At 72.3% G+C, this 23949-nt stretch carries 22 protein-coding genes; 12 read left to right on the top strand and 10 right to left on the bottom strand.

Annotated features, from left to right (window positions below):
* The first annotated feature begins 16 nt into the window (after nucleotides 1-16).
* The 9 genes from tsf (at nucleotide 17) to ACZ60W_RS25285 (ending at nucleotide 10420) form a co-directional block, all read left to right on the top strand.
* Nucleotides 17-853 (top strand): translation elongation factor Ts, encoded by an 837-nt coding sequence (gene tsf / locus ACZ60W_RS25325; RefSeq protein ID WP_469757654.1) that lies wholly within the window; start codon nucleotides 17-19, stop codon nucleotides 851-853.
* Nucleotides 854-1016: 163 nt separating this feature from the next.
* On the top strand, nucleotides 1017-1781 hold the full coding sequence (gene pyrH / locus ACZ60W_RS25320; RefSeq protein WP_030322320.1) for a UMP kinase: 765 nt from the start codon (nucleotides 1017-1019) through the stop codon (nucleotides 1779-1781).
* A 94-nt stretch (nucleotides 1782-1875) separates the two neighbouring features.
* Nucleotides 1876-2433 carry a ribosome recycling factor gene (frr, locus tag ACZ60W_RS25315; protein WP_026057589.1) on the top strand — a complete coding sequence of 186 codons (558 nt, stop codon included), beginning with the start codon at nucleotides 1876-1878 and terminating at the stop codon, nucleotides 2431-2433.
* Entirely contained in the window at nucleotides 2433-3536 is a 1104-nt protein-coding gene (locus tag ACZ60W_RS25310; protein ID WP_469757653.1) for a phosphatidate cytidylyltransferase, read from the top strand. Before frr ends, ACZ60W_RS25310 begins: the two co-directional genes overlap by 1 nt.
* Nucleotides 3537-3667: 131 nt before the next feature.
* On the top strand, nucleotides 3668-5287 hold the full coding sequence (locus ACZ60W_RS25305; RefSeq protein WP_469757652.1) for an MFS transporter: 1620 nt from the start codon (nucleotides 3668-3670) through the stop codon (nucleotides 5285-5287).
* A gap of 48 nt (nucleotides 5288-5335) precedes the next feature.
* Nucleotides 5336-6442, top strand: a complete 1107-nt coding sequence (gene rlmN, locus ACZ60W_RS25300; protein WP_352020819.1) for a dual-specificity RNA methyltransferase RlmN — start codon at nucleotides 5336-5338, stop codon at nucleotides 6440-6442.
* A gap of 212 nt (nucleotides 6443-6654) precedes the next feature.
* A complete protein-coding gene (locus ACZ60W_RS25295; RefSeq protein ID WP_469757651.1) occupies nucleotides 6655-7749 on the top strand; it encodes a thiamine ABC transporter substrate-binding protein in 1095 nt (364 codons plus the stop codon).
* Between the two features lie 38 nt (nucleotides 7750-7787).
* Complete coding sequence (locus ACZ60W_RS25290; RefSeq protein ID WP_469757662.1) at nucleotides 7788-9401, top strand: ABC transporter permease; 1614 nt, start codon at nucleotides 7788-7790, stop codon at nucleotides 9399-9401.
* Nucleotides 9401-10420, top strand: coding sequence for an ABC transporter ATP-binding protein (locus ACZ60W_RS25285; protein WP_469757650.1), 1020 nt, complete (start codon nucleotides 9401-9403; stop codon nucleotides 10418-10420). Before ACZ60W_RS25290 ends, ACZ60W_RS25285 begins: the two co-directional genes overlap by 1 nt.
* Before the next feature lie 134 nt (nucleotides 10421-10554).
* Here ACZ60W_RS25285 and ACZ60W_RS25280 read toward each other — a convergent pair whose 3' ends face one another.
* From ACZ60W_RS25280 to ACZ60W_RS25260, 5 genes are all read right to left on the bottom strand, one after another.
* Complete coding sequence (locus ACZ60W_RS25280; protein WP_469757649.1) at nucleotides 10555-11694, bottom strand: LOG family protein; 1140 nt, start codon at nucleotides 11692-11694, stop codon at nucleotides 10555-10557.
* An 84-nt stretch (nucleotides 11695-11778) separates the two neighbouring features.
* On the bottom strand, nucleotides 11779-12933 hold the full coding sequence (locus tag ACZ60W_RS25275; protein WP_469757648.1) for a hypothetical protein: 1155 nt from the start codon (nucleotides 12931-12933) through the stop codon (nucleotides 11779-11781).
* Nucleotides 12915-13640 carry an ABC transporter ATP-binding protein gene (locus ACZ60W_RS25270; protein ID WP_469757647.1) on the bottom strand — a complete coding sequence of 242 codons (726 nt, stop codon included), beginning with the start codon at nucleotides 13638-13640 and terminating at the stop codon, nucleotides 12915-12917. Before ACZ60W_RS25270 ends, ACZ60W_RS25275 begins: the two co-directional genes overlap by 19 nt.
* A gap of 201 nt (nucleotides 13641-13841) precedes the next feature.
* Entirely contained in the window at nucleotides 13842-15221 is a 1380-nt protein-coding gene (locus tag ACZ60W_RS25265) for an aspartate aminotransferase family protein (RefSeq protein WP_469757646.1), read from the bottom strand.
* Nucleotides 15206-15712 (bottom strand): Lrp/AsnC family transcriptional regulator, encoded by a 507-nt coding sequence (locus tag ACZ60W_RS25260; protein WP_469757645.1) that lies wholly within the window; start codon nucleotides 15710-15712, stop codon nucleotides 15206-15208. The genes ACZ60W_RS25265 and ACZ60W_RS25260 overlap by 16 nt, the downstream gene beginning before the upstream one ends.
* Nucleotides 15713-15902: 190 nt before the next feature.
* Here ACZ60W_RS25260 and ACZ60W_RS25255 point away from each other — a divergent pair, with 190 nt between their 5' ends.
* The 3 genes from ACZ60W_RS25255 (at nucleotide 15903) to ACZ60W_RS25245 (ending at nucleotide 19301) form a co-directional block, all read left to right on the top strand.
* Complete coding sequence (locus ACZ60W_RS25255; protein WP_469757644.1) at nucleotides 15903-17339, top strand: gamma-aminobutyraldehyde dehydrogenase; 1437 nt, start codon at nucleotides 15903-15905, stop codon at nucleotides 17337-17339.
* A 142-nt stretch (nucleotides 17340-17481) separates the two neighbouring features.
* Nucleotides 17482-18645, top strand: a complete 1164-nt coding sequence (locus ACZ60W_RS25250; RefSeq protein WP_469757661.1) for a polyamine ABC transporter substrate-binding protein — start codon at nucleotides 17482-17484, stop codon at nucleotides 18643-18645.
* Nucleotides 18646-18746: 101 nt separating this feature from the next.
* Nucleotides 18747-19301 (top strand): hypothetical protein, encoded by a 555-nt coding sequence (locus tag ACZ60W_RS25245; RefSeq protein WP_469757643.1) that lies wholly within the window; start codon nucleotides 18747-18749, stop codon nucleotides 19299-19301.
* Here the strand turns inward: ACZ60W_RS25245 and ACZ60W_RS25240 are convergent.
* The 5 genes from ACZ60W_RS25240 to ACZ60W_RS25220 form a co-directional block, all read right to left on the bottom strand.
* Entirely contained in the window at nucleotides 19283-20455 is a 1173-nt protein-coding gene (locus ACZ60W_RS25240) for a serine hydrolase domain-containing protein (RefSeq protein ID WP_469757642.1), read from the bottom strand. The genes ACZ60W_RS25245 and ACZ60W_RS25240 overlap by 19 nt on opposite strands.
* Nucleotides 20456-20583: 128 nt before the next feature.
* Complete coding sequence (locus tag ACZ60W_RS25235) at nucleotides 20584-21267, bottom strand: response regulator (protein ID WP_469757641.1); 684 nt, start codon at nucleotides 21265-21267, stop codon at nucleotides 20584-20586.
* Nucleotides 21264-22469 (bottom strand): sensor histidine kinase, encoded by a 1206-nt coding sequence (locus ACZ60W_RS25230; protein ID WP_469757640.1) that lies wholly within the window; start codon nucleotides 22467-22469, stop codon nucleotides 21264-21266. The genes ACZ60W_RS25235 and ACZ60W_RS25230 overlap by 4 nt, the downstream gene beginning before the upstream one ends.
* On the bottom strand, nucleotides 22469-23248 hold the full coding sequence (locus ACZ60W_RS25225; RefSeq protein WP_469757639.1) for an SAM-dependent methyltransferase: 780 nt from the start codon (nucleotides 23246-23248) through the stop codon (nucleotides 22469-22471). The genes ACZ60W_RS25230 and ACZ60W_RS25225 overlap by 1 nt, the downstream gene beginning before the upstream one ends.
* Complete coding sequence (locus tag ACZ60W_RS25220; RefSeq protein WP_469757638.1) at nucleotides 23245-23934, bottom strand: glycerophosphodiester phosphodiesterase; 690 nt, start codon at nucleotides 23932-23934, stop codon at nucleotides 23245-23247. The genes ACZ60W_RS25225 and ACZ60W_RS25220 overlap by 4 nt, the downstream gene beginning before the upstream one ends.
* Nucleotides 23935-23949 lie beyond the last annotated feature (15 nt).

Below are 23949 nucleotides of genomic sequence, written 5' to 3'. Positions count from 1 at the left end.
AGAGAGAAACAGACTCATGGCGAACTACACCGCCGCTGACGTCAAGAAGCTCCGCGAGCTCACCGGCGCCGGCATGATGGACTGCAAGAAGGCCCTGGACGAGGCCGACGGCGACGTCGACAAGGCCGTGGAGGCCCTGCGCATCAAGGGCCAGAAGGGCGTCGCCAAGCGCGAGGGCCGCTCCGCCGAGAACGGTGCCGTGGTCTCCCTCATCGCCGACGACAACACCTCCGGTGTCCTGGTCGAGCTGAAGTGCGAGACGGACTTCGTCGCCAAGGGTGACAAGTTCCAGGCCGTCGCCGCCCAGCTCGCCGAGCACGTCGCCGCCACCGCCCCGGCCGACCTCGCCGCGCTGCTCGCCTCCGAGATCGAGGCCGGCAAGACCGTGCAGGCGTTCGTCGACGAGGCCAACGCCAACCTCGGCGAGAAGATCGTCCTGGACCGCTTCGCGCAGTTCGCCGACGGCTTCGTCTACGCGTACATGCACCGCACGATGCCGGACCTCCCGCCGCAGATCGGTGTCCTCGTCGAGTTCGACAAGGCCGACGCCGACGTCGCCAAGGGTGTCGCCCAGCACATCGCCGCCTTCGCGCCGAAGTACCTCACCAAGGAAGACATTCCGGCCGAGGTCGTCGAGTCCGAGCGTCGCATCGCCGAGGAGACCACCCGCGCCGAGGGCAAGCCCGAGGCCGCGATCGCCAAGATCGTCGAGGGTCGCGTCAACGGCTTCTTCAAGGACGCGACGCTGCTCGGCCAGCCGTACGCCCTGGACAACAAGAAGTCCGTCCAGAAGGTCCTGGACGAGGCCGGTGTCACCCTGAAGCGCTTCACGCGCATCAAGGTCGGCATCTGAGTCCGTACGCGAACGCGACGGACACCGGACCCCGGTAGGGTCTGAGGCAGTCGTCCGCGCCCGCGCAGGACGACCGCAGATCTGACGAGGAGGCCATTGCCGCACGGGATACCGCGAGGACCCAAGGCAATGGCCTCCTTCGTATGTGCACGAGGAGATCTCCATGAACCAGGGCGCCGTACAGGGCGACGACAACAACGGCAAAAAGGCCGGCCGCTACATGCTGAAGCTGTCCGGAGAGGCGTTCTCCGGCGGTACCGGCCTGGGTGTCGACCCCAACGTCGTGCACGCCATCGCGCGTGAGATCGCGGCGGTCGTCCGCGACGGCGCGGAGATCGCGGTGGTGATCGGCGGCGGTAACTTCTTCCGCGGCGCCGAGCTCCAGCAGCGCGGCATGGACCGGGCCCGGTCCGACTACATGGGCATGCTCGGCACCGTGATGAACTGCCTCGCCCTCCAGGACTTCCTGGAGAAGGAGGGCATCGACTCCCGCGTCCAGACCGCCATCACCATGGGCCAGGTCGCGGAGCCGTACATCCCGCTGCGTGCCGTCCGCCACCTGGAGAAGGGCCGCGTGGTCATCTTCGGTGCGGGCATGGGCATGCCGTACTTCTCCACCGACACCACGGCCGCCCAGCGCGCGCTGGAGATCGACGCCGAGGCCCTGCTCATGGGCAAGAACGGCGTCGACGGCGTCTACGACTCCGACCCGAAGGCCAACCCCGACGCGGTCAAGTTCGACGCCCTCGAGTACGGCGAGGTGCTCTCCCGCGACCTCAAGGTCGCCGACGCCACCGCCATCACCCTGTGCCGGGACAACAACCTCCCGATCCTCGTCTTCGAACTGCTCACCGAGGGCAATATCGCTCGCGCGGTGAAGGGTGAGAAGATCGGCACGCTCGTGAGCGACCAGGGCACCCGGGCCTGACCCGAACCGGGGAACCGCCCCGCAAGGGGATGGACAGAGCCCTGCCGGTCGTACACCGTGCAGGACACAACGCGACGACACGCAGGAGCATGTGGTGATCGAAGAGACCCTCCTCGAGGCCGAGGAGAAGATGGAGAAGGCCGTCGTGGTCGCCAAGGAGGACTTCGCCGCGATCCGCACCGGCCGTGCGCACCCGGCGATGTTCAACAAGATCGTGGCCGACTACTACGGTGCCATCACCCCCATCAACCAGCTGGCGTCCTTCTCCGTCCCGGAGCCGCGGATGGCCGTGGTGACCCCGTTCGACAAGAGCGCGCTGCGCAACATCGAGCAGGCGATCCGGGACTCGGACCTCGGCGTCAACCCGAGCAACGACGGCAACATCATCCGTGTGGTGTTCCCCGAGCTGACCGAGGAGCGCCGCCGGGAGTACATCAAGGTCGCCAAGGGCAAGGCCGAGGACTCGAAGATCTCGATCCGCTCGGTCCGCCGCAAGGCCAAGGAGACCATCGACAAGCTCGTCAAGGACGGCGAGGTCGGCGAGGACGAGGGCCGCCGCGCCGAGAAGGAGCTCGACGACACCACCGCGAAGTACGTCGCGCAGGTGGACGAGCTGCTCAAGCACAAGGAAGCCGAGCTGCTCGAGGTCTGATGAACGACACTTCCTGGGGTGCCCCGGCCGGTTCCGGCCGTGGGGGACCCGACCAGGGTCCCGCCCCGGCGGGTCCCGCATACGATCGGCATCAGGCGGCGCAGACTCGGCCCATGCCCATCGTGCCCGACGTTCCCGCCGGCGGATTCCAGGACGGTCACGGCCGGGGGGCCGCTCACCCGAGCGGTCCCCTGTTCCGTGACGAGACGCCGCACGAGCACCCGCAGGAGCCCATGCCCAGCCCCACCCCGCCTCCGCCGCCCGCGCCGACGGCGCCACGGCCGAAGAAGAGCGCGGGGCGTGACCTGGGCGCGGCCATAGGGGTCGGGGTCGGACTCGGCGCCGTCATCATCGCGTCGCTGTTCATCTGGAAGCCGGCGTTCGTCGGCGTGATAGCGGTCGCCGTGGTGGTCGGGCTGTGGGAGCTGACCTCCCGCCTCCAGGAGCGCAAGGGGATCAAGGCCCCGCTGGTGCCGCTCGCGGTCGGCGGCGCGGCGATGGTCGTGGCAGGCTTCGTCCGCGGTGCCGAGGGCGCCTGGGTGGCGATGGCGCTGACGGCGCTCGCGGTCCTGGTGTGGCGGATGACGGAGCCCCCCGAGGGCTACCTGAAGGACGTTACGGCGGGCGTCTTCGCCGCGTTCTACGTCCCGTTCCTTGCGACGTTCGTGGCGCTGCTGCTGACCGCCGACGACGGTCCGCAGCGGGTGATGACCTTCCTGATCCTGACCGTGGTCAGCGACACCGGGGCGTACGCCGTCGGGTGGCGCTTCGGCAAGCACAAGCTGGCCCCGCGGATCAGCCCCGGCAAGACCCGGGAGGGCCTGTTCGGCGCGGTGGCGTTCGCCATGGCGGCGGGCGCGCTCTGCATGGAGTTCATGATCGACGACGGTGCCTGGTGGCAGGGCCTGATCCTCGGTCTCGCGGTGGCGGCGAGCGCGACGCTCGGCGACCTCGGCGAGTCGATGATCAAGCGTGACCTGGGCATCAAGGACATGGGCACGCTGCTGCCGGGGCACGGCGGCATCATGGACCGCCTCGACTCGCTGCTGCCGACGGCGCCCGTGGTGTGGCTGCTGCTGGCGCTGTTCGTCGGGACCGGCTGAACCCTTCGTCCCCGTGGACGGGCCCGTTGCCTCCGTGGCAGCGGGCCCGTCCTCGATCCGGTGTCCGCCGTGTGGGGGAAGCGGCGGAAGGTGCGGCCGCCCGCGGCCCCGGCGCGGGAAGGATCCCGGGCATGACCGCACCCACGGCCCGCCCCGCAGAACGGCCCTCCGGAGCCCTCTCGGTCCTGCTGACGCTCGCGGCGGGGCAGTTCCTCATGGCGCTCGACAGCTCCGTCATGAACGTGTCCATCGCGACCGTCGCCGAGGACGTCGGCACCACGATCACCGGCATCCAGGGCGCCATCACCGCGTACACGCTGGTCATGGCCATGTTGATGATCCCCGGGGGCAAGATCGGCACCCTGATCGGCCGCAAGCGGGCCTTCATGATCGGCTGCTGCGTCTACGGCGCGGGCTCCCTCACCACGGCCCTCGCGCCGAACCTCCCGCTGCTGCTCTTCGGCTGGTCGTTCCTCGAAGGCGTCGGGGCCGCGCTGATCATGCCCGCGATCGTCGCCCTGGTCGCCGGGAACTTCCCCGCCGACCGGCGCCCCATGGCGTACGGCGTCGTCGCCGCGGCCGGCGCCGTCGCGATCGCGGTGGGGCCGCTCATCGGCGGCATCGCCACCACCTACTTCTCCTGGCGCTGGGTCTTCGCCGGCGAGGTCCTGGTGGTGCTGGTGATCCTCGTCTTCGCCCGCCGCATCGCCGACGCCGCCGCCGAGGACCGCCCCCGCCTCGACGTGCTGGGCGCCCTCCTCTGCGCCGCCGGCCTCGGCGCCTTCGTGTACGGCGTCCTCCGCTCGGGCGAGTGGGGCTGGCTCCAGCCCAAGCCCGACGCGCCCTCCTGGCTCGGCGTCTCCATGGTCGTGTGGCTCGTCCTGGCGGGCCTGCTGCTGCTCTGGCTCTTCCTGCGCCACGAGGCCCGGCTCGTGGCCCGCCACCGCGAGCCGCTCATCCACCCGGACATGCTGCGCAACCGGCAGTTCACCGGCGGCCTGACCATGTTCTTCTTCCAGTACCTCGTCCAGATGGGCGTCTTCTTCGTCGTCCCGCTCTACCTGTCGGTCGCGCTCGGCCTCTCCGCCCTCAGCACCGGCGTCCGCATCCTCCCCCTGTCGGTGACCCTGCTGGCCGCCGCGCTCCTCATCCCCCGCTTCTTCCCCGACGCCTCCCCGCGCCGGGTCGTCCGGATCGGGGTGTACGCGCTCCTCGCCGGCGCCGTCGTGCTGATGGCTGCCCTCGACGCGGACGCCGACGCCGCCGTGGTCACCGTCCCGCTCCTGCTCGTCGGCTTCGGCATGGGCGCCCTGGCCTCCCAGCTCGGCGCGGTCACCGTCTCCGCCGTCCCGGACGAGCAGAGCGCCGAGGTCGGCGGCATCCAGAACTCCGTCACCAACCTGGGCGCCTCCCTCGGCACCGCGCTCGCCGGCTCCCTCATGATCGCCGCCCTCACCAGCTCGTTCCTCACCAGCGTCGAACAGAACCCCGCCATCCCCGCCGACGTGAAGGAACAGGCCGTCGTCCAGCTCCAGAGCGGTGTCCCCTTCCTCTCCGACGCCCAGCTCACCGACGCCCTCGACCAGGCCGCCGTCGACCCCGCCCTCACCGACGCCGCCCTCGACGCCAACGCCGAAGCCCGCCTCGACGGCGTCCGCGCCGCCCTCGCCATCCTCGCCGCCGCCTCCGTCCTCTCCCTCTTCTTCACCACCCGCATCCCCCGCACCCCACCCGGCCGCCCCACCCCCTGACCACACCGCGCCGGGACACCCGCGCATGTCTGCGACACTGGTAGCACCATGCCCAAGCCCGGAGAACTCACTTTCGTCGCCCCCCGCGGAGCCAAGAAGCCGCCGCGGCACCTGGCCGACCTCACGCCTGCCGAGCGGAAGGAGGCTGTCGCCGCGATCGGTGAGAAGCCGTTCCGCGCGAAGCAGCTGTCCACGCACTACTTCGCGCGGTACGCGCACGACCCGGCGGAGTGGACGGACATTCCTGCCGCTTCGCGGGAGAAGCTGGCGGGGGAGCTGCTGCCGGACCTGATGTCGGTCGTGCGGCACATCTCGTGCGACGACGACACGACCCGCAAGACGCTGTGGCGGCTGCACGACGGCACGCTGGTGGAGTCGGTGCTGATGCGTTACCCGGACCGGGTGACGATGTGCATCTCCTCGCAGGCGGGGTGCGGGATGAACTGCCCGTTCTGCGCGACGGGGCAGGCCGGGCTCGACCGGAACCTGTCGACCGCCGAGATCGTGCACCAGATCGTGGACGGGATGCGGGCCCTGCGGGACGGGGAGGTGCCCGGGGGACCGGCGCGGCTCTCCAACATCGTGTTCATGGGCATGGGCGAGCCGCTCGCGAACTACAAGCGGGTGGTCGGTTCGATCCGGCGGCTGACGGACCCCGAGCCGGACGGGCTGGGGCTGTCGCAGCGCGGCATCACGGTCTCGACCGTGGGTCTCGTGCCCGCGATGCTGCGGTTCGCCGACGAGGGCTTCAAGTGCCGGCTCGCAGTCTCGCTGCACGCGCCGGACGACGAGCTGCGCGACACCCTGGTGCCGGTCAACACGCGCTGGAAGGTCCGCGAGGTCCTCGACGCGGCGTGGGAGTACGCGGAGAAGTCCGGGCGCCGGATCTCCATCGAGTACGCCCTGATCCGGGACATCAACGACCAGGCGTGGCGGGGCGACCTGCTGGGCCGGCTGCTCAAGGGCAAGCGGGTCCACGTCAACCTGATCCCGCTGAACCCGACGCCCGGTTCCAAGTGGACCGCGTCGCGCCCGGAGGACGAGAAGGCGTTCGTCGAGGCCATCGCGCGCCACGGCGTGCCGGTGACCGTGCGGGACACCCGGGGCCAGGAGATCGACGGCGCCTGCGGACAGCTCGCGGCCGCCGAACGCTGACCTTGTAGTCTGGGCTCGAACACATCTCCATATTCCGACAGGGGAGCGCCACAGCGCTGAGAGTGCGGTCACCGTAGGACCGCAGACCCTCTGAACCTCGCCCAGGTCATTCTGGGTAGGAAGTTCGGTCGCAACTCAAGCTGTTGCGCCCTGCCCACCCCCGGGTGGGCAGGGCCGCGTCTCTTCCTGGTCATACCCAGGAGGAAAAAGAAGTGAGCATCAAGAAGGCCGCCGCCGCGGCGCTCGTCGCGGCGCTCGGCGTCACCGGTCTCGCCGCGTGCGGGGCCGACGACATCCGCGAGGCCGCCGGCAAGACCGACCGGCCCGCGCCCAAGACCGTGACGCTGGTGAGCCACGACTCGTTCAACGCCTCCAAGGAGGTCCTCGCGGCCTTCACCGCGCAGACCGGCTTCACGGTGAAGGTGCTGAAGAGCGGCGACGCCGGCGAGGCCGTCAACAAGGAGATCCTGACCAAGGGCTCCCCGCAGGGCGACGTCTTCTTCGGCGTCGACAACACCCTGCTGTCCCGCGCCCTCGACAACGGGATCTTCGTCCCGTACGAGGCGAAGGGCGTGGACCGGGTCCCGGCCGCGTACCGGCTCGACAAGGAGAACCGGGTCACCCCGGTCGACTCCGGCGACATCTGCGTCAACTACGACAAGAAGTACTTCGCCGACAAGAAGCTGGCCCCGCCGGTCACCTTCGACGACCTGGCGAAGCCCGCGTACAAGGACCTGCTGGTCGTGGAGAACCCCGAGCGGTCCTCCCCGGGCCTCGGCTTCCTCCTCGGCACGGCCGCGCAGTACGGCGACGACGGCTGGCAGGACTACTGGAAGAAGCTCCGGGCCAACGGCGTGAAGACTGTCGACAGCTGGGAGCTCGCCTACAACCAGGAGTTCTCCGGCTCGGCCGGCGGCAAGCAGGCCAAGGGCGACCGGCCGCTGGTCGTCAGCTACGCCTCCAGCCCGCCCGTCGAGGTGCTGTACGGCGAGCCGCAGCCGAAGGTGGCGCCCACCGGCGTCTCCACCGGCACCTGCTTCCGGCAGACCGAGTTCGCGGGCCTGCTGAACGGGGCGAAGAACCCCGAGGGCGGCAAGGCGCTCATCGACTTCCTGATCTCCCGGAAGTTCCAGGAGGACATGCCGCTGCAGATGTTCGTGAACCCGGTGGCGAAGGACGCGGCGCTGCCCGAGCTGTTCACGAAGCACGGCGTGGTCGTGGACGAGCCGCAGACCATGGCGCCCGAGAAGATCGCCGAGAAGCGTGACGCGTGGATCCAGCAGTGGTCGTCGCTCGTCCTGAAGTAAGGCGCGACCCGAAGGGGAGCGCGGCGCGGCTGGGGCTGATGGCCCTGCCCGTCGCGTTCTTCGGGGTCTTCTTCGCATGGCCCGTCGCCTCGATCGTGGAGCGCGGGCTGCGCCCGGACGGCAGCTGGCGGTTCGACCGGATCGGCGAGACGCTGAGCCGGCCCGACATCCTCGACGTCCTCGGTTTCACGGCCTGGCAGGCGCTCGCCTCGACCGCGCTCACCCTGGTCGTGGCGCTGCCGGGGGCGTACGTCTTCGCCCGCTTCGACTTCCCCGGCAAGAACGTCCTGCGGGCCGTCGTCACCGTGCCGTTCGTGCTGCCGACCGTCCTGGTCGGCACGGCGTTCCTGGCGCTGGTCGGCCGCGGCGGGCTCACCGACGAGCTGTGGGGGCTGCGGCTCGACACCAGCGTCTGGGCCATCCTCCTCGCCCACGTGTTCTTCAACTACGCCGTCGTCGTGCGGACCGTCGGCGGCCTCTGGTCGCAGCTCGACCCGCGCCAGGAGGAGGCCGCCCGGGTCCTCGGCGCCTCGCGCTGGACCGCCTGGCGGACCGTCACGATGCCGGCGCTGGTGCCGGCCGTCTCGGCGGCCGCGCTGATGGTGTTCCTCTTCACCTTCACCTCCTTCGGCGTCGTGCAGATCCTCGGCGGGGACGCGTACTCCACGCTGGAGGCCGAGATCTACCGGCAGACCGCCCGCCTGCTCGACCTGCGGACGGCCGCCGTCCTCACCCTCGTGCAGTTCGCCGCGGTCGGCGCCATCCTCGGCGTGCACGCGTGGACCGTTCGGCGCCGGGAGACCGCCCTGCGGCTGGTCCCGCCCGAGCGGACCGCGCGCCGGCCGCGCGGGGCGGCCCAGTGGACCCTGCTCGCGGCGGTGCTGCTCTCCGTGGCGCTGCTGATCCTGCTGCCGCTCGGCGTCCTGGTGGAGCGTTCCTTCGCCGGGTCGGGCGGGTACGGGTTCGGCTACTACCGCGCCCTGGGCAGGCTCGACGAGAGCGGCACGTTCCTGGTGCCGCCGCTGGAGGCGATCGGGAACTCGCTGCGGTACGCGGTGGCCGCCACGGCCATCGCGGTGGCCGTCGGCGGGCTCGCGGCTGCGGCGCTCACCCGGCGGGCCGGCCGGCTGGTCCGCGGCTTCGACGCGCTGCTGATGCTGCCGCTCGGCGTCTCCGCCGTCACCGTCGGCTTCGGCTTCCTCATCACCCTCGACGAGCCGCCGTTCGACCTGCGGGCCAGCTGGATCCTCGTCCCCCTGGCCCAGGCGCTGGTCGGCGTCCCCTTCGTCGTCCGCACGATGCTGCCGGTGCTGCGGGCGGTGGACGACCGGCTGCGGGAGGCGGCGGCCGTGCTCGGCGCCTCGCCGTGGCGGGCGTGGCGGGAGGTGGACCTGCCGCTGGTGCGGCGGGCGCTCCTCATCGCCGCCGGGTTCGCCTTCGCCGTGTCGCTCGGCGAGTTCGGCGCGACCGTCTTCATCGCCCGGCCCGACAGTCCCACCCTGCCGGTCGCGGTGGCCCGGCTGCTCGGCCGGCCCGGCGAGCTCAACTACGGCCAGGCGATGGCCCTCTCGACGATTCTGATGGTGGTGTGCGCGGTGTCCCTGCTGCTGCTCGAACGGCTGCGCACCGACCGGACCTCAGGGGAGTTCTGATGCTTTCGATCGAGGCCGCGACCGTGCGGTTCGGCGAGCGGGCCGTGCTCGACGCGGTGGACCTGGAGGTCGCCGAGCACGAGATCGTCTGTGTGCTCGGCCCCAGCGGCAGCGGCAAGTCGACCCTCCTGAGGGCCGTGGCCGGGCTGCAGGCGCTGGACGGCGGCCGCGTGCTGCTGGCCGGCGCCGACCAGGCCGGGGTGCCGGTGCACCGGCGGGGCGTCGGGCTGATGTTCCAGGACCACCAGTTGTTCCCGCAGCGGGACGTCGCCGGGAACGTCGCCTTCGGGCCCCGGATGCGGGGGGCCGGCCGGGCCGAGCAGGCGGAACGGGTGGCGGAGCTGCTCGACCTGGTGGGGCTGCCGGGGGCGGGCCGCCGCTCGGTGGCCGCGCTCTCCGGCGGCGAGCAGCAGCGCGTCGCGCTCGCCCGGGCGCTGGCGCCCCGCCCCCGGCTCCTCATGCTCGACGAACCGCTGGGCCAGCTCGACCGGGGGCTGCGCGAGCGGCTCGTCGTGGAGCTGCGCGAGCTGTTCGGGCGGCTCGGGACGACGGTCCTCGCCGTCACCCACGACCAGGGCGAGGCCTTCGCCCTGGCCGACCGGATCGTCGTCATGCACGACGGGCGGATCGCCCAGTCCGGCGCTCCGGTCGACGTCTGGTCGCGGCCCTCCTCCGAGTTCGTCGCCCGCTTCCTCGGCTTCGACAACGTGGTGGCCGCGACGGTGACCGGCACGGTCGCGCGGACCGCCTGGGGCGCGGTCCCCGTGCCCGACGGCTCCCCTCAGGGGGAGCGGCGGCTCCTCGTCCGCCCGGGCGGCGTGCGGCTCACGGCCGGCGACCCCGCCTGGACGGTCGTCTCCCGGACCTTCCGTGGCGACCGCGTCGCCGTACGGCTCCGCCCGGCCGACGGCCCGCCCCTGGAGGCGGAGTTCGCGCTGCGCGAGGCCCCGGAGGAGGGGGCGGCGGTGGGCGTGGAGTTCCGCGCGGAGGACGTGGTGGTGCTGGACGGGGATGCCTAGGCCGTCTCTTCCGGATCGCGCCGGTCGCGCCGGGCCCGCGGGGTCGACCGGCACGGTCCGGAAGTGACGGCCCCCGGGCGGTCTCGCCGGTCCCCGCGGAGCGGACCGGTCCCGTCCCCTCCCGGGAGCCGGGGTCAGTCCTTCGTCAGGCGGCGCAGGGCGTCGGGGGCTTCGTCGACGGAGTCGACGAGGGCGATGCGGGAGGCCATGGGACGGCTGGCGGCGAGGGCCTGGAGGAGCGGCCAGGCCGGGAGGCGGTCGGTCCAGTGGGCGCGGTCGACGAGGACCATGGGGGCGGGGGAGCCGAGGGACGCGTAGTAGTTCGGGGTGGCGTCGGCGAAGACCTCCTGGACGGTGCCGGCGGCGCCGGGGAGGAAGACCACGCCGGCGGTCGAGCGGGCCAGGAGGCCGTCCTCGCGCAGGGCGTTGGCGAAGTACTTGGCGATGTGGGACGCGAAGGGGTTCGGCGGCTCGTGGCCGTAGAACCAGGTCGGGACGGCGACGGACGGCCCGCCGCGCGGAAGGCGGCCGCGCACGGCGAAGGCGGCGCGGGCCCACTCCGTCACCGAGGGGGTGAAGGACGGGGCCCGGGCGAGCAGGTCGAGGGCTTCGGGGAGGGCCGCGTCGGGGAACGGGGCGAGGTACGCGCCCAGGTTGGCGGCTTCCATGGCGCCCGGCCCGCCGCCGGTGGCCACGGTGAGCCCGGCGCGGGCGAGGGTCCTGCCGAGCCGGGCGGCGTCCGCGTACCCCGGGGTGCCCCGGCCGGTCGCGTGGCCGCCCATGACGCCGACGACGCGGGCTCCGGCGAGGTGTTCGTCGAGGGCGTCGGAGACGGCGTCGTCGTGGAGCGAGCGGAGCATCGAGGAGAAGATGTCGCCGTCGGCCCGGGTCCGCCCGAACCAGGCGTACGCGAGGGCGTCCGGCGTCGCCTCGTACCCCGCGTCGGCGAGGCCGTCGTAGAGCTCGCCGGGGGTGTAGAGCCGCGCCCGGTAGGGGTCGAAGGGCAGGTCGGGCACGGGCGGGAAGACCAGCGCGCCGTCCGCGCGGACCTTGGCGGCGGCCTCCGGCTCCATGGGGCAGCCGAGGAACACGGCGTCGGCGCTGGTGGCGGAGAGCAGGGCGAAGGTCCGGCCGGTCAGGTCGACCGACTGGATGCGCAGGCCGCCGAGGGAGCCGCGCCGGGCGACCGCCGCGTCGAACGCGTCGAGCGTGTGGATCTCGTGTCCGTGCCCGCGGGGGCCGGGCGGGCGGTGGGCCGGGGGGAGCGTCGCCATGGGCCCACGATAGGGGCCGCCCGCCCCGGGCCGCCCGTCGTCGGGCGGTGGCCGGGAGGCGGACGGCCCGGGTGCGCGTCGGGGTCAGCCGGTGAGCGGCAGCGCGGCGAGGCGCGCGACGACCCAGGTCAGGGGGAGGAAGACGGCGAGCAGGGCGCCCGCGCGCAGCAGGGCCGCTGTGCGCAGGACGGTGGGCGGGGCGCCGAGCCGGAGGAGGGCCTTGGTGGTGTGGGTGCGGGACTGCCGGGACTCCAGGGCCGCGGTGAGCAGCGTGGCGGTGGTGCAGGCGAGGACGAGGGCCGCGCCGAGGCCGGTGAGCGGTCCGAAGGCGTCGGGGCCGGTCTCCGCGTCGTACACGGCGGCGGCCGCGATGGTGCCCGAGACGACCGCGCTGACGACGCCGAGCGGGCGGCCGATGCGCCGGGACTCGTCCATGAGGACGCGTCCGGCGAGCAGCCGGGTGGCGCCGGGCCGGAACGCCTGGAGGAGACGGCCGCAGCCGTGGGTGAGGCCCGGGCCGGCCAGCGCGAGGCCGACGGCGGTGAGGACCCAGCCGGCGAGGACGCCCGCCGGGCTGGCGTCGAAGTGGCCGGGCAGCGGGACGCCGTCCCCGCCGCCGCGGCCCGCGTACGTCTCCACGGCGAGACCGGCGGCGACCAGTGCGACGCCCCACGGCAGACCGGACGGGACGGGCCGCTCGGCGCCTTCTCCGGCCCGCGTCTCGTCGCCGGTGCGGGGGCGGAGGGAGAGGCCGGCCGCGGTGGCGGCGACGACCGGGAGGACCGCGAGCAGGGTGAGGGCCGCGGCGAGCGGCAGCGGCTGGTCGGCGGCGAGCAGTTCGGCGGCGGCTCCGTCGAACGGCAGGCCGGTGATGTCGCCGCGCAGGTGCAGGTAGAACAGGAGCGCGACCATGGAGCCGAGCGTGCAGGCGACGGCCGTGGACGCGGCGGCGATCGCGGTGAGCCGGGCGGGGCCGAGGCCGACCGCGGAGAGTCCGGGCCGCGGCCGGGTGCTGGGGTCGGTGCGGGCGACGGCGACGGCGAACTGGACGGCGGCGGCGAGCGGCAGCACGCACCACAGCAGCCGCAGGGCCGAGGTGGCGGAGCGGTCCGGGTGCCCGACGGCGTATCCGAGGGTGCAGAGCAGGAGGAAGCCGACCCCCGCGGCCGCCGCGGCGACGAGGAGCCGCCGCGTCAGGACGAGGGGGTGGGTCCCGCGGGCTAGACGGAGAGCGAGCACGCGGCGACGCCCTCCGCCCCGGTCGCCGGGGGGACGGAGACCCTGCGTCCGTCCAGGAGCGCGACCGAGCGGTCGGCGAGCGCCGCGACCTCGCCGTCGTGGGTGGCGAGGAGCACGGTGATGCCGTGCGAGCGGGCGGCGGCGGTCAGGGTGCGCAGGACCTGGGCGCCGTCGGCCTGGTGCAGGGTGGCGGTGGGCTCGTCGGCGAAGAGCACCGCGGGGACGGTGACGAGGGCGCGGGCGATCGCGATCCGCTGGCGCTGCGACCGGGTGAGGGCGTGCGGGCGCGTGCGGGCGCTGTCGCCGATGTCGAGCCGGTCGAGCCATTCCAGGGCGGCGGTCTTCGCGGCCCGGTGGGAGACGCCGCGGAGCAGCAGCGGCAGGGCGGTGTTCTCCCAGCCGGTGAGTTCGGGGACGAGGCCCGGCTCGGGGTCGATCCAGCCGAAGCGGTCGCGGCGGAGCCGTTCGCGGTGGGCGCGGCTGAGGGTGTGCACCGGGCCGCTGTTGAACCAGACCTCGCCCTGCTGGGGGACGAGCTGGCCGGAGAGGCAGCGCAGGAGGGTGGTCTTGCCGCTGCCGCGCGGGCCGGCGACGGCGAGGATCTCCCCCTCGCGCACGCCGAGGGAGACGCCGGTCAGCGCGTCCGTGCCGCCCAGGGCGCAGTGCAGGGAACGCGCCCAGAGCACGTCGTTGTCCGGTGGGGCCATCGCGTACACCTCGATGTCGGATCCGATCTGTGTTCCCCCGTCCGGGGGAACGAAGGACGGGCCTGTCGGTCACTGGGCACCGTAAGGATTCAGATCCGTTTGTACGGACAGCACACGGCCCGGGCCGCTTCCATCCACTCGGATGGAGGCATGCCCGGGCCGGGGTCACGCCGTGAGGGCGGCGTGATGCCTGGGGGACCCCTAGAGCTTGGTCCAGGCCTCGGTGAGCACCGAGCGCAGGATGCCTTCGATCTCGTCGAAGGTGCCCTGGTCGGCGATCAGCGGCGGGGCCAGCTGGATGACCGGGTCGCCACGGTCGTCGGCGCGGCAGTACAGGCCGTTCTCGAAGAGCGCCTTGGAGAGGAAGCCGTAGAGCACGCGCTCGGTCTCCTCGTCCGTGAAGGACTCCTTGGTGACCTTGTCCTTCACGAGCTCGATGCCGTAGAAGAAGCCGTTGCCGCGGACGTCGCCGACGATCGGGAGGTCGTGCAGCTTCTTCAGCGTCTCGAAGAAGTTGCCCTCCTGGTCGAGGACGTGCTGGTTCAGGCCCTCCTTGTCGAAGATGTCCAGGTTGGCGATCGCGACCGCCGAGGACACCGGGTGGCCACCGAAGGTGTAGCCGTGCAGGAAGGTGTTGTCGCCCTTGTAGAACGGCTCCGCGATGCGGTCCGAGACGATGCAGGCGCCGATCGGGGAGTAGCCCGAGGTCATGCCCTTGGCGCAGGTGATCATGTCCGGCACGTAGCCGAACTTGTCACAGGCGAACATCGTGCCGAGGCGGCCGAAGGCGCAGATCGTCTCGTCGGAGACGAGCAGCACGTCGTACTGGTCGCAGATCTCGCGGACGCGCTGGAAGTACCCGGGCGGCGGCGGGAAGCAGCCGCCGGCGTTCTGCACCGGCTCCAGGAAGACGGCCGCGACGGTGTCGGGGCCCTCGAAGAGGATCTGCTGCTCGATCTGGTCGGCGGCCCAGCGGCCGAAGGCCTCCGGGTCGTCGCCGTGGATCGGGGCGCGGTAGATGTTGGTGTTCGGCACCTTGTGCGCGCCGGGGACCAGCGGCTCGAAGGGGGCCTTGAGGGCCGGCAGACCCGTGATGGACAGGGCGCCCTGCGGGGTGCCGTGGTAGGCGACCGCACGCGAGATGACCTTGTACTTGGTGTGCTTGCCCTGCAGCTTGAAGTACTGCTTGGCGAGCTTCCAGGCGGTCTCGACGGCCTCTCCGCCACCGGTGGTGAAGAAGACCTTGTTCAGGTCGCCCGGGGCGTAGTCGGCGAGGCGCTCGGCGAGCTCCACGGCCTTGGGGTGCGCGTACGACCACACGGGGAAGAACGCGAGCTCCTGGGCCTGCTTGTACGCGACCTCGGCCAGTTCCTGGCGGCCGTGTCCGGCGTTGACCACGAAGAGACCCGCGAGACCGTCGAGGTAGCGCTTGCCCTTGTCGTCGAAGATGTAGGTGCCCTCGCCCCGCACGATGGTGGGGACGGGGGAGTTCTCGTACGACGACATGCGGGTGAAGTGCATCCACAGGTGGTCGTAGGCGGTCTTGGAGAGGTCCTTGCTCACGGCTATCGGGTTCCCCACATATAGGTCTGCTTCTTGAGCTTGAGGTAGACGAAGCTCTCGGTGGAGCGCACGCCGGGGAGGGTGCGGATGCGCTTGTTGATCACATCCAGCAGGTGGTCGTCGTCCTCGCAGACGATCTCCACCATGAGGTCGAAGGAGCCCGCGGTCATCACCACGTACTCGCACTCGGCCATGGCCGTGAGCGCTTCCGCGACCGGATCCAGGTCACCCTCGACGTTGATGCCCACCATCGCCTGCCGCCGGAATCCCACGGTGAGCGGGTCGGTGACGGCGACGATCTGCATGACGCCCTGGTCGAGCAGCTTCTGGACGCGCTGCCGCACGGCGGCTTCGGAGAGGCCCACGGCCTTTCCTATCGCCGCGTAGGGGCGGCGACCGTCTTCCTGGAGCTGTTCGATGATCGCCAGGGAGACGGCATCGATCGTCGGGGACGAACCGATTCCGGTTCTGGAGTCTGCGCTTCGACTGGCCACGCCTTCACTGTGCACCGAGATTGTCCGTCATGCAACCCCGAAGCGATGTAATTCGTTGTGTGCGGCCCTGGATCTCACCGAATCCGAAGTTGCGGGGGGTCGGGGCTGTTGAAAGCGTCAGTCAAGCGATTAGGCTGAGGTGTCTCGCCCATCGGGACACCGCACAAGGACGTGCGACGAAAAAACGTGACAGGAGGGGTGGCAAGTGACCACCGAGCTGCGCCGGCTGCGTAACTACATCAACGGGGAGTTCCGCGACGCGGCCGACGGCCGCACCATCGACGTGGTCAACCCGGCGACCGGCGAGGTGTACGCCACCTCCCCGCTCTCCGGACAGGCCGACGTCGACGCCGCCATGGAGGCCGCCGCGGCCGCCTTCCCCGCCTGGCGTGACAGCACGCCGTCCGACCGCCAGAAGGTCCTGCTCAAGATCGCGGACGCCTTCGAGGAGCGGGCCGAGGAGCTCATCGCCGCCGAGGTCGAGAACACCGGCAAGCCGGTCGCCCTCACCGCGAGCGAGGAGATCCCGCCGATGGTGGACCAGATCCGCTTCTTCGCCGGTGCCGCCCGTCTGCTGGAGGGCCGCTCGGCCGGCGAGTACATGGAGGGCATGACCTCCATCGTCCGCCGCGAGCCGGTCGGCGTCTGCGCCCAGGTCGCGCCGTGGAACTACCCGATGATGATGGCCGTGTGGAAGTTCGCCCCGGCGCTCGCCGCGGGCAACACCGTCGTCCTCAAGCCCTCGGACACGACCCCCGCGTCGACCGTCCTGATGGCCGAGATCATCGGGCAGATCGTGCCCAAGGGCGTCTTCAACGTCGTCTGCGGCGACCGCGAGACCGGCAAGGCCATGGTCGAGCACCCGACCCCGGCGATGGCCTCCATCACCGGCTCCGTGCGCGCCGGCATGCAGGTCGCCGAGTCGGCTGCCAAGGACGTCAAGCGCGTCCACCTGGAGCTGGGCGGCAAGGCCCCGGTCGTCGTCTTCGAGGACACCGACATCGAGAAGGCCGTCGAGGACATCTCGGTCGCGGGCTTCTTCAACGCCGGCCAGGACTGTACGGCCGCCACCCGCGTCCTCGTCCACGAGTCGATCCACGACGAGTTCGTGGCGCAGCTGGCCAAGGCCGCCGCCGAGACGAAGACCGGCCTGCCGGACGACGAGGACGTGCTGTACGGCCCGCTCAACAACGCCAACCAGCTGAAGCAGGTCACCGGCTTCATCGAGCGCCTCCCGGCCCACGCCAAGGTCGAGGCCGGCGGTCACCGCGTCGGCGACAAGGGCTACTTCTACGCCCCCACCGTCGTCTCCGGCCTCCGGCAGGACGACGAGATCGTGCAGAACGAGGTCTTCGGCCCGGTCATCACCGTCCAGTCCTTCTCGGACGAGGCGCAGGCCCTGGAGTTCGCCAACGGCGTCGAGTACGCCCTGGCCTCCTCCGTCTGGACCAAGGACCACGCGCGCGCGATGCGCATGTCCAAGTCCCTCGACTTCGGCTGCGTGTGGATCAACACCCACATCCCGCTCGTCGCCGAGATGCCCCACGGCGGGTACAAGAAGTCCGGCTACGGCAAGGACCTCTCCGCCTACGGCTTCGAGGACTACACGCGCATCAAGCACGTCATGACCTCCCTGGGCTGATCACCGCCCGGCTCCGCGCGGCCCCGGCACCCTTGATCGACAGGGTGTCGGGGCCGCGCGCCGTCGCTCGACGGACCGTCCATTGCCGCGGCCCGCGGGCGGCCGGGAAGCTGGCCCGGTGAGAGCGACAGTCAGCAACCACGTGTCCCGCCGTTCCCTGCTGCGCGGCGCCGGAGGTGTCGGGGCCGCAGCCCTGCTCGCCGGCTGCGGGGTGCCCGCCGCCTACGTCGACGAGGGCGACCGCGCCGGCCGCGACCTCTCCGCGCGGGACCGCGTGGTCGACTTCGCCAACTGGCCGCTCTACATCGACACCGACGACGAGGACACGTCGCAGCGCCCCACGCTGAACGCCTTCCGGGAGCGCACCGGGATCTCCGTCCGCTACACCGAGGAGATCAACGACAACGACGAGTTCTTCGGCAAGATCGGCCCCGCGCTGATGAACCGGCAGGAGACGGGCCGCGACCTGATCGTCGTCAGCGACTGGATGGCCGCCCGCTTCGTCCGCCTCGGCTGGGTCCAGGAGATGGACCGCGCCGCGCAGCCGAACGTCGCCCGCAACCTGGCGCCGCAGCTGCGCTCGCCCGCGTTCGACCCGGGCCGGCTGCACAGCGTCCCCTGGCAGTCCGGGATCACCGGCATCGCGTACAACCGCAGGAAGCTCGGGCGCGAGCTGCGCTCCACGCGCGAGCTGTGGGCCGACGACCTGCGCGGCAAGGTCACCCTGCTGTCCGGACTCGACGAGTCCTTCGCCCTGCTCATGATGGGCGAGGGCGTCGACGTGACCCGCTGGACCGGTGATGACTTCCACGCCCTGTGCGAGCGGATCGAGGGGCTCGTCCGCAGGAAGCACATCCGCCGCTTCACCGGCAACGACTACATCAAGGACCTGTCCACCGGCGACGTGCTGGCCTGCCAGGCGTACTCGGGCGACGTCATCCAGCTCCAGGCCGACAACCCGGACATCGAGTTCGTCGTGCCCGAGGAGGGAGCCGAGCTGTGGGCCGAGTCCCTCATGATCCCCAACCTCGCGCAGCACAAGGGCAATGCCGAGAAGCTGGTCGACTACTACTACGAGCCCGAGGTGGCCGCCGGACTGGCCGCCTGGGTGAACTACGTCTGTCCGGTGCCGGCCGCCCAGGCCGTTTTCGCCGACTCCGGGGACGAGGACCTGGCGGCCCTCGCCGAGGACCCGCTGATCTTCCCCGACGCGGCCATGCGCGGCCGGCTCGCCATCGCCCGGGACATCGCCGCCGGCGAGCGCCAGGAGTTCGCCAAGAGGTGGAACGCGATCGTCGGGCTGTGAGCCCCCGGGCCCGAACGGGTGCGCCCCGTGGGGGAGAAGGCCGCCGAGCGACGGCGCACCCCCGTTTCTGAACGTGTTCAAGAAGGGCGTACGCTGGCCCCATGAGCGACACGAACGGGCCGGGGGCCCTTCTCACGCGCATCCGCGTCTGGTTGATCGTCTTCGTCGTCTGCCTGGTCCTCAGCGGGGCCACGGCCTTCCCGCTCGTCACCGAACTCCGGCTGCTCGACTCCGCGCTGACCGGCTGGGCCGCGCCCGTGGGCGACCTGTTCCCCGGACTCGCCGAGTGGATCCACCGCGTCCGGGAGGGGGTCGCGACGGCCGACCGGGAGGCTCCGTACCTGCTCTACGGCACCGACTGGCTGGCCTTCGCGCACCTCGTCATCGCCGTCGCCTTCCACGGCCCCTACCGCGACCCGGTCCGCAACGTCTGGGTCGTCGAGTTCGGCATGATCGCCTGCGCCGGCATCATCCCGCTCGCCCTGGTCTGCGGGCCCGTCCGGGGCATCCCCTTCTGGTGGTCGGTCATCGACATGTCGTTCGGCGTCATCGGCATCCTGCCGCTGCTCCACGTCCGCCGCCTCATCAAGCGGCTGGAGGCGGAGACGGCCCCGGCCGCCGCCCTTCCCGCGGCGGTTCAGCCGGGCAGGCCGTAGGCGGCGACCATCAGGCCGAGGGCCGTGCGGTTCATGTCCTGGCCCTTGGCGTCGGTGGCGTTGACGCTGTACACGAGGGTGCGGGAGCCGTCGCGGGTCGAGGCGATGGCGGTGGTGTACCCCCAGCGGCCGCCGGTCTTGCCCCACACCTCGCGGCCGCCGAGCCGCTTCATCGACAGGCCGACGGAGTACGCCGCCGGGTCGCCCGACGCCAGGTCCGTCACCTTCGGCAGGGTGAACATCTCCTCCAGGAGCGGACCGCGGACCACCCGGCCCGCGAACAGGGCCCGGGTGAACCGCTCCAGGTCCGCCGTGGTGGAGACGAGGTCGCCGGCCGCCCAGCCGTCCGTCGCCCCCCACACGGACACGTCGCGCAGCCCGGTCGTGCCGTCGTCGAGCCGCATCGTCTGGTAGCCGTGGTTGTACGGACCGGTGATCTCCGGTGCCTCGCCCGGGAAGTACGTGTCCCGCAGGCCGAGCGGCCGCAGGATCCGGCGCTCCACCTGGTGCGCGAACGAGCCGCCGGTGACGCGCTCCACGATCAGGCCGGCGATCGTGTAGCCGATGTTGAGATAGTGCTGCCGGGTGCCGGGGCGGAACTCGCGCGGCTGCGCCGTCGCCGAACGGACCAGCTCCCGCGGGGTGTGGACGTCGAACCGGCGCGCGTACCACTCCTCCACCGTCTCGCCGGGGAACTCGGCGGCCGGGATGCCGTGGGTGTGGTTCAGGAGCTGGCGGACCGTCACCCTGCCGTACCGGCCCGGGATCAGGTCCGGGAGGTACGAGCGGGCCGTGCGGTCCAGGTCGATCCGGCCCTCGGCGACCAGCTGCAGGACGGTCGCCGCCGTGAACACCTTCGTCACCGAACCGGCCCGGAAGCGGGCCGCCGGATCGGCCGGCGCGTTCGTCTCCAGGTCGTGGACGCCCGCGCTGCCCCGCCAGGAGCCCTCGGTGCCGCCGACCCGGACCAGCGCCGCCGTCGCGTCGGCGCGGGGCAGGCCGGCGATCACCGCGCTCAGGTCCGGGCTCGACGGGGCGGCCGCGGCGGACACCGCGACCGGGGGCGCGGCGGCGAAGGCCGGGGTGAGCGCCGGTGCGGTGGCGACGCCCAGGACCAGGGCGGCGGCGAGCAGCGTGCGGGTGGACTTCCTCATGGTCAACTCCGTGGGTGTGAGCCGTCGTTCTCGATGGCTCCATCCTGCTGACCGGCGGCTTTCCGCGGATCGCCCGCACCGGCGGTCTTCCGGCGGCCGCCGCCTCGCCGACGCGGGGGAGGCCCGTGCTATCCGCCTCCCCCGGGCGGGGGAGAGCCCGCCGCCACGAGCCCCGTCTCGTACGCGCAGATGACCGCCTGGATCCGGTCGCGCAGCCCCAGCTTGGCGAGGACGTTGCCCACGTGCGTCTTCACCGTGTGGTCGCTCACCACCAGTTCGGCCGCGATCTCCGCGTTCGACAGGCCGCGCGCGAGCAGCAGCAGCGTCTCCCGCTCGCGGCCGGTCAGCACGTCGAGACGGGGATCGGGGGCCCGGTCCGCCGGGCGCGGGCCGCCCGCCGTGTACTGCTCCACCAGCCGCCGCGCCACGGACGGCGCGAGCAGCGAGTCGCCGGCCGCCACCACCCGTACCGCGTGCACCAGGTCGTCCCGGCGCACGTCCTTCAGCAGGAAGCCGCTCGCGCCCGCGTGCAGTGCCTCGTACACGTACGCGTCGGTGTCGAAGGTGGTCAGGATCACCGTCCGGCAGGCGGACTCGGCGCTGATCGTCCGGCACGCCTCGATGCCGTCCGTCCGGGGCATCCGGATGTCCAGCAGCGCCACGTCGGGGGCGAGCCGGCGGACCGCCTCGACGGCCTCGGCACCGTCGCCGGCCTCCGCGACGACCTCGATGTCCGGCTGCGCGTCCAGGATCATCGCGAAGCCGCTGCGGACCAGTTCCTGGTCGTCGGCGACCACCACCCGGATCGTCATCGTCCCGCCTCCGTCGTCGTCTCCGCGGTCGTCGTCCTCTTCCCCGTCCCCGCCGGTCCCGGCGGGGACGGCACGGGCAGCCGGACCCGCACCTCGAAGCCGCGGCCGCCCGGGCCGGGGCCCAGGGCCGCCGTCCCGCCGTGCGCGGCGGCCCGTTCCCGGATGCCGACGAGACCGTGGCCGCCCGACCCGGGCCGGGGGCCGCGCCCGTCGTCCGTCACGGTGACGGCCAGCACGTCCTCGCGGTGGACCAGCCGGACCTCGGCGGTGCGGGCGTGGGCGTGCTTGACGACGTTGGTCAGCGCCTCCTGCACGATCCGGTACGCGCTCGCGCCGGTCGCCGCCGGCACCGCCCGCACGCCGCCCTCCGTCTCGTAGGAGACCGCCAGGCCGCTGGCCCGCACCCGCTCCACCAAATCGGGGATGCCGCCGAGGTCCGGCTGCGGCTCCCGGGACGCCGTCCCCTCACCGCCCTCGCGCAACAGGCCCAGCATGTGCCGCAGTTGGGCCATGGCCTCGCGGCCGGTCTCCGAGATCGCCTCGAACGCCGCCTCGGCGCGCGCGGGCGCCGCCCGCACGGCCACCGGGCCGGCCTCGGCCTGCACGATCATCAGGCTCACCGCGTGCGACAGGATGTCGTGCATCTCCCGCGCGATCCGGGCCCGTTCCCGCGCGGCGGCCTGCTCGGCCTCGATCCGGTGCGCCCGCTGCCGGGCGTCCTGGAGCCGGCCGAAGACGTAGGCCGCGCCGAACACGAAGAGGGAGAAGGTCAGTTCGCGCGCCGACTGGGTGTTGAGCCAGACCGAGGCCGGCACCGCGACCAGCAGGAGCCCGGCCGTGAACAGCCGGTGCCAGGCCGGCGCCAGCGCGGCGATCGTGTAGACGCTGACGAGCCCGGTGTACGGCAGCGGCTGCCCCGGTCCCTCCAGGGCCAGCTTGTACAGCGTGCTCGCCGCCAGGATCGCCAGCAGCACGGCGAGCGGCGCGCGGCGCCGCCAGACCAGCGGCAGCACGGTGAGTGTCGTCAGCCCGTACGCCGGCCAGGTCGCCGGTTCCAGTTCGGGCCCGCGCGGCACCACGAACGGCATCGTCATCGCCGCCTGGACGAGCAGGGCGATGCCGATGTCCACCGCCCACGGATTCGCCGTCCCCCAGCTCCGCGTCCGCTCCCAGGCGCCGCGGGCGTTCCCCCGTATGCCCATTACGGCTTGCGTGCCACGGCACCGAACTGGGCCACCACGGGGGCCTTTTCGGCGCGCCAGCGGGAGCACGACACGATCCCCGGCTCCAGCACGTCGAGGCCGTCCAGGAAGGAGGCGAACTCGGCGCGGGTGCGGGCGGTGATCGGCGGGGTCGCGTGCTCGTTCCAGAAGGCCATCGCCGCCTCGTTGGCTTCGCCGCCGAGCTCCGGTTCCAGGGTGGGGTGGGTCAGCACCAGATGGCTGCCGGAGGGGACCGCCGCCATCAGCGTCCGCACGATCGACCGGGCCTCGTCGGTGTCCAGGACGAAGTTGAGGATGCCGAGCATCAGCACCGCGACCGGACGGGTCAGGTCGAGCGTGGCGGCGGCCACGGTGAGGATCTTCTCCGGGTCCCGCGCGTCCGCGTCGACGTACTCGGTGACGCCGCCGGGCGCGCTCGTCAGGAGCGCGCGGGCGTGGGTGAGGACGATGGGGTCGTTGTCGACGTAGACGACACGGGCGTCGGGTGCCGCTCGCTGGGCCACCTCGTGGGTGTTGTCGGCGGTCGGCAGGCCCGTGCCGATGTCGAGGAACTGGCGCACCCCCGCCTCACCGGCCAGGTGGGTCACGGCCCGGCCGAGGAACGCGCGGTCGGCGCGGGCGACTTCGCCGATGGCGGGGTAGAAGCCGGTGACCCGTTCGCCGACGGCGCGGTCCACCGGGTAGTTGTCCTTGCCGCCCAGCCAGTAGTTCCACACCCGGGCGTTGTGGGCGATGTCGGTCCGGATCCGGTCGGTCATGCCTGGGCCTTTCGCAGGACGGCGGAGAGGGCGTCGACGCGGTTGGTGGTGATGGAGTCGGCCCCGTTCAAGATCAGCTTACGCATGGTGCGCGGGGTGTCCGCGGTCCAGGCGGAGAGCAGCAGGCCGTCCCGGTGCACCCGCTCGCTCAGCTCCCGACCGACCAGCCCGAAACGGTAGTTGAGCCACCTCGGCCGGACCGCGTCGAGCAGGACGGGCCGGGGCGGGGCGAGCGTGGTCCAGGTCAGGGCGATCTCGGCGGCCGGGTCGGCGGCCCGCACCTGGAGCATCGCGACGGCCCCGGCGCAGTAGTACACCCGTCCGGCGGCGCCGCATTCGCGGACGGTGCCGACGATCCGGCGGACCGACGCCTCGTCCCCGCCGGGCAGATCCAGCATCAGGCGGTGGTCGCCGGCGGCCAGCAGCGCCTCGCGGAGGGTCGGCACGCCGCCGCCGGTGAGTTCGCGCAGTTGCGCGTGGGTGAGTCCGGAGAGGGGCCGGTCGTGGCCCCACAGCCGCTTCAGGGTGTCGTCGTGCAGGAGGACCGGCACGTCGTCCCGGGTCAGCCGGACGTCGATCTCGACGGCGTCCGCCCCCCGCTCGATCGCCGACACGATCGAGGGGAGCGTGTTCTCACGGACGCGGTACGGGTCGCCGCGATGGCCTACGACAGTGACGGAGCGCATGGCCCCATTCTCGTC

It is taken from the genome of Streptomyces sp. NPDC104202, from assembly GCF_055584185.1.
This window is presented reverse-complemented; position numbering and strand designations above follow the sequence as displayed.

Excerpts from the sequence above, each read along its gene's own strand:
- tsf (WP_469757654.1), top strand. The coding sequence starts at position 17 with ATGGCGAACTACACCGCCGCTGACGTCAAGAAGCTCCGCGAGCTCACC.
- pyrH (WP_030322320.1), top strand. The coding sequence starts at position 1,017 with ATGAACCAGGGCGCCGTACAGGGCGACGACAACAACGGCAAAAAGGCC.
- ACZ60W_RS25310 (WP_469757653.1), top strand. The coding sequence starts at position 2,433 with ATGAACGACACTTCCTGGGGTGCCCCGGCCGGTTCCGGCCGTGGGGGA.
- ACZ60W_RS25305 (WP_469757652.1), top strand. The coding sequence starts at position 3,668 with ATGACCGCACCCACGGCCCGCCCCGCAGAACGGCCCTCCGGAGCCCTC.
- rlmN (WP_352020819.1), top strand. The coding sequence starts at position 5,336 with ATGCCCAAGCCCGGAGAACTCACTTTCGTCGCCCCCCGCGGAGCCAAG.
- ACZ60W_RS25290 (WP_469757662.1), top strand. The coding sequence starts at position 7,788 with ATGGCCCTGCCCGTCGCGTTCTTCGGGGTCTTCTTCGCATGGCCCGTC.
- ACZ60W_RS25285 (WP_469757650.1), top strand. The coding sequence starts at position 9,401 with ATGCTTTCGATCGAGGCCGCGACCGTGCGGTTCGGCGAGCGGGCCGTG.
- ACZ60W_RS25280 (WP_469757649.1), bottom strand. The coding sequence starts at position 11,694 with ATGGCGACGCTCCCCCCGGCCCACCGCCCGCCCGGCCCCCGCGGGCAC.
- ACZ60W_RS25270 (WP_469757647.1), bottom strand. The coding sequence starts at position 13,640 with ATGGCCCCACCGGACAACGACGTGCTCTGGGCGCGTTCCCTGCACTGC.
- ACZ60W_RS25245 (WP_469757643.1), top strand. The coding sequence starts at position 18,747 with ATGAGCGACACGAACGGGCCGGGGGCCCTTCTCACGCGCATCCGCGTC.
- ACZ60W_RS25240 (WP_469757642.1), bottom strand. The coding sequence starts at position 20,455 with ATGAGGAAGTCCACCCGCACGCTGCTCGCCGCCGCCCTGGTCCTGGGC.
- ACZ60W_RS25235 (WP_469757641.1), bottom strand. The coding sequence starts at position 21,267 with ATGACGATCCGGGTGGTGGTCGCCGACGACCAGGAACTGGTCCGCAGC.
- ACZ60W_RS25230 (WP_469757640.1), bottom strand. The coding sequence starts at position 22,469 with ATGGGCATACGGGGGAACGCCCGCGGCGCCTGGGAGCGGACGCGGAGC.
- ACZ60W_RS25225 (WP_469757639.1), bottom strand. The coding sequence starts at position 23,248 with ATGACCGACCGGATCCGGACCGACATCGCCCACAACGCCCGGGTGTGG.
- ACZ60W_RS25220 (WP_469757638.1), bottom strand. The coding sequence starts at position 23,934 with ATGCGCTCCGTCACTGTCGTAGGCCATCGCGGCGACCCGTACCGCGTC.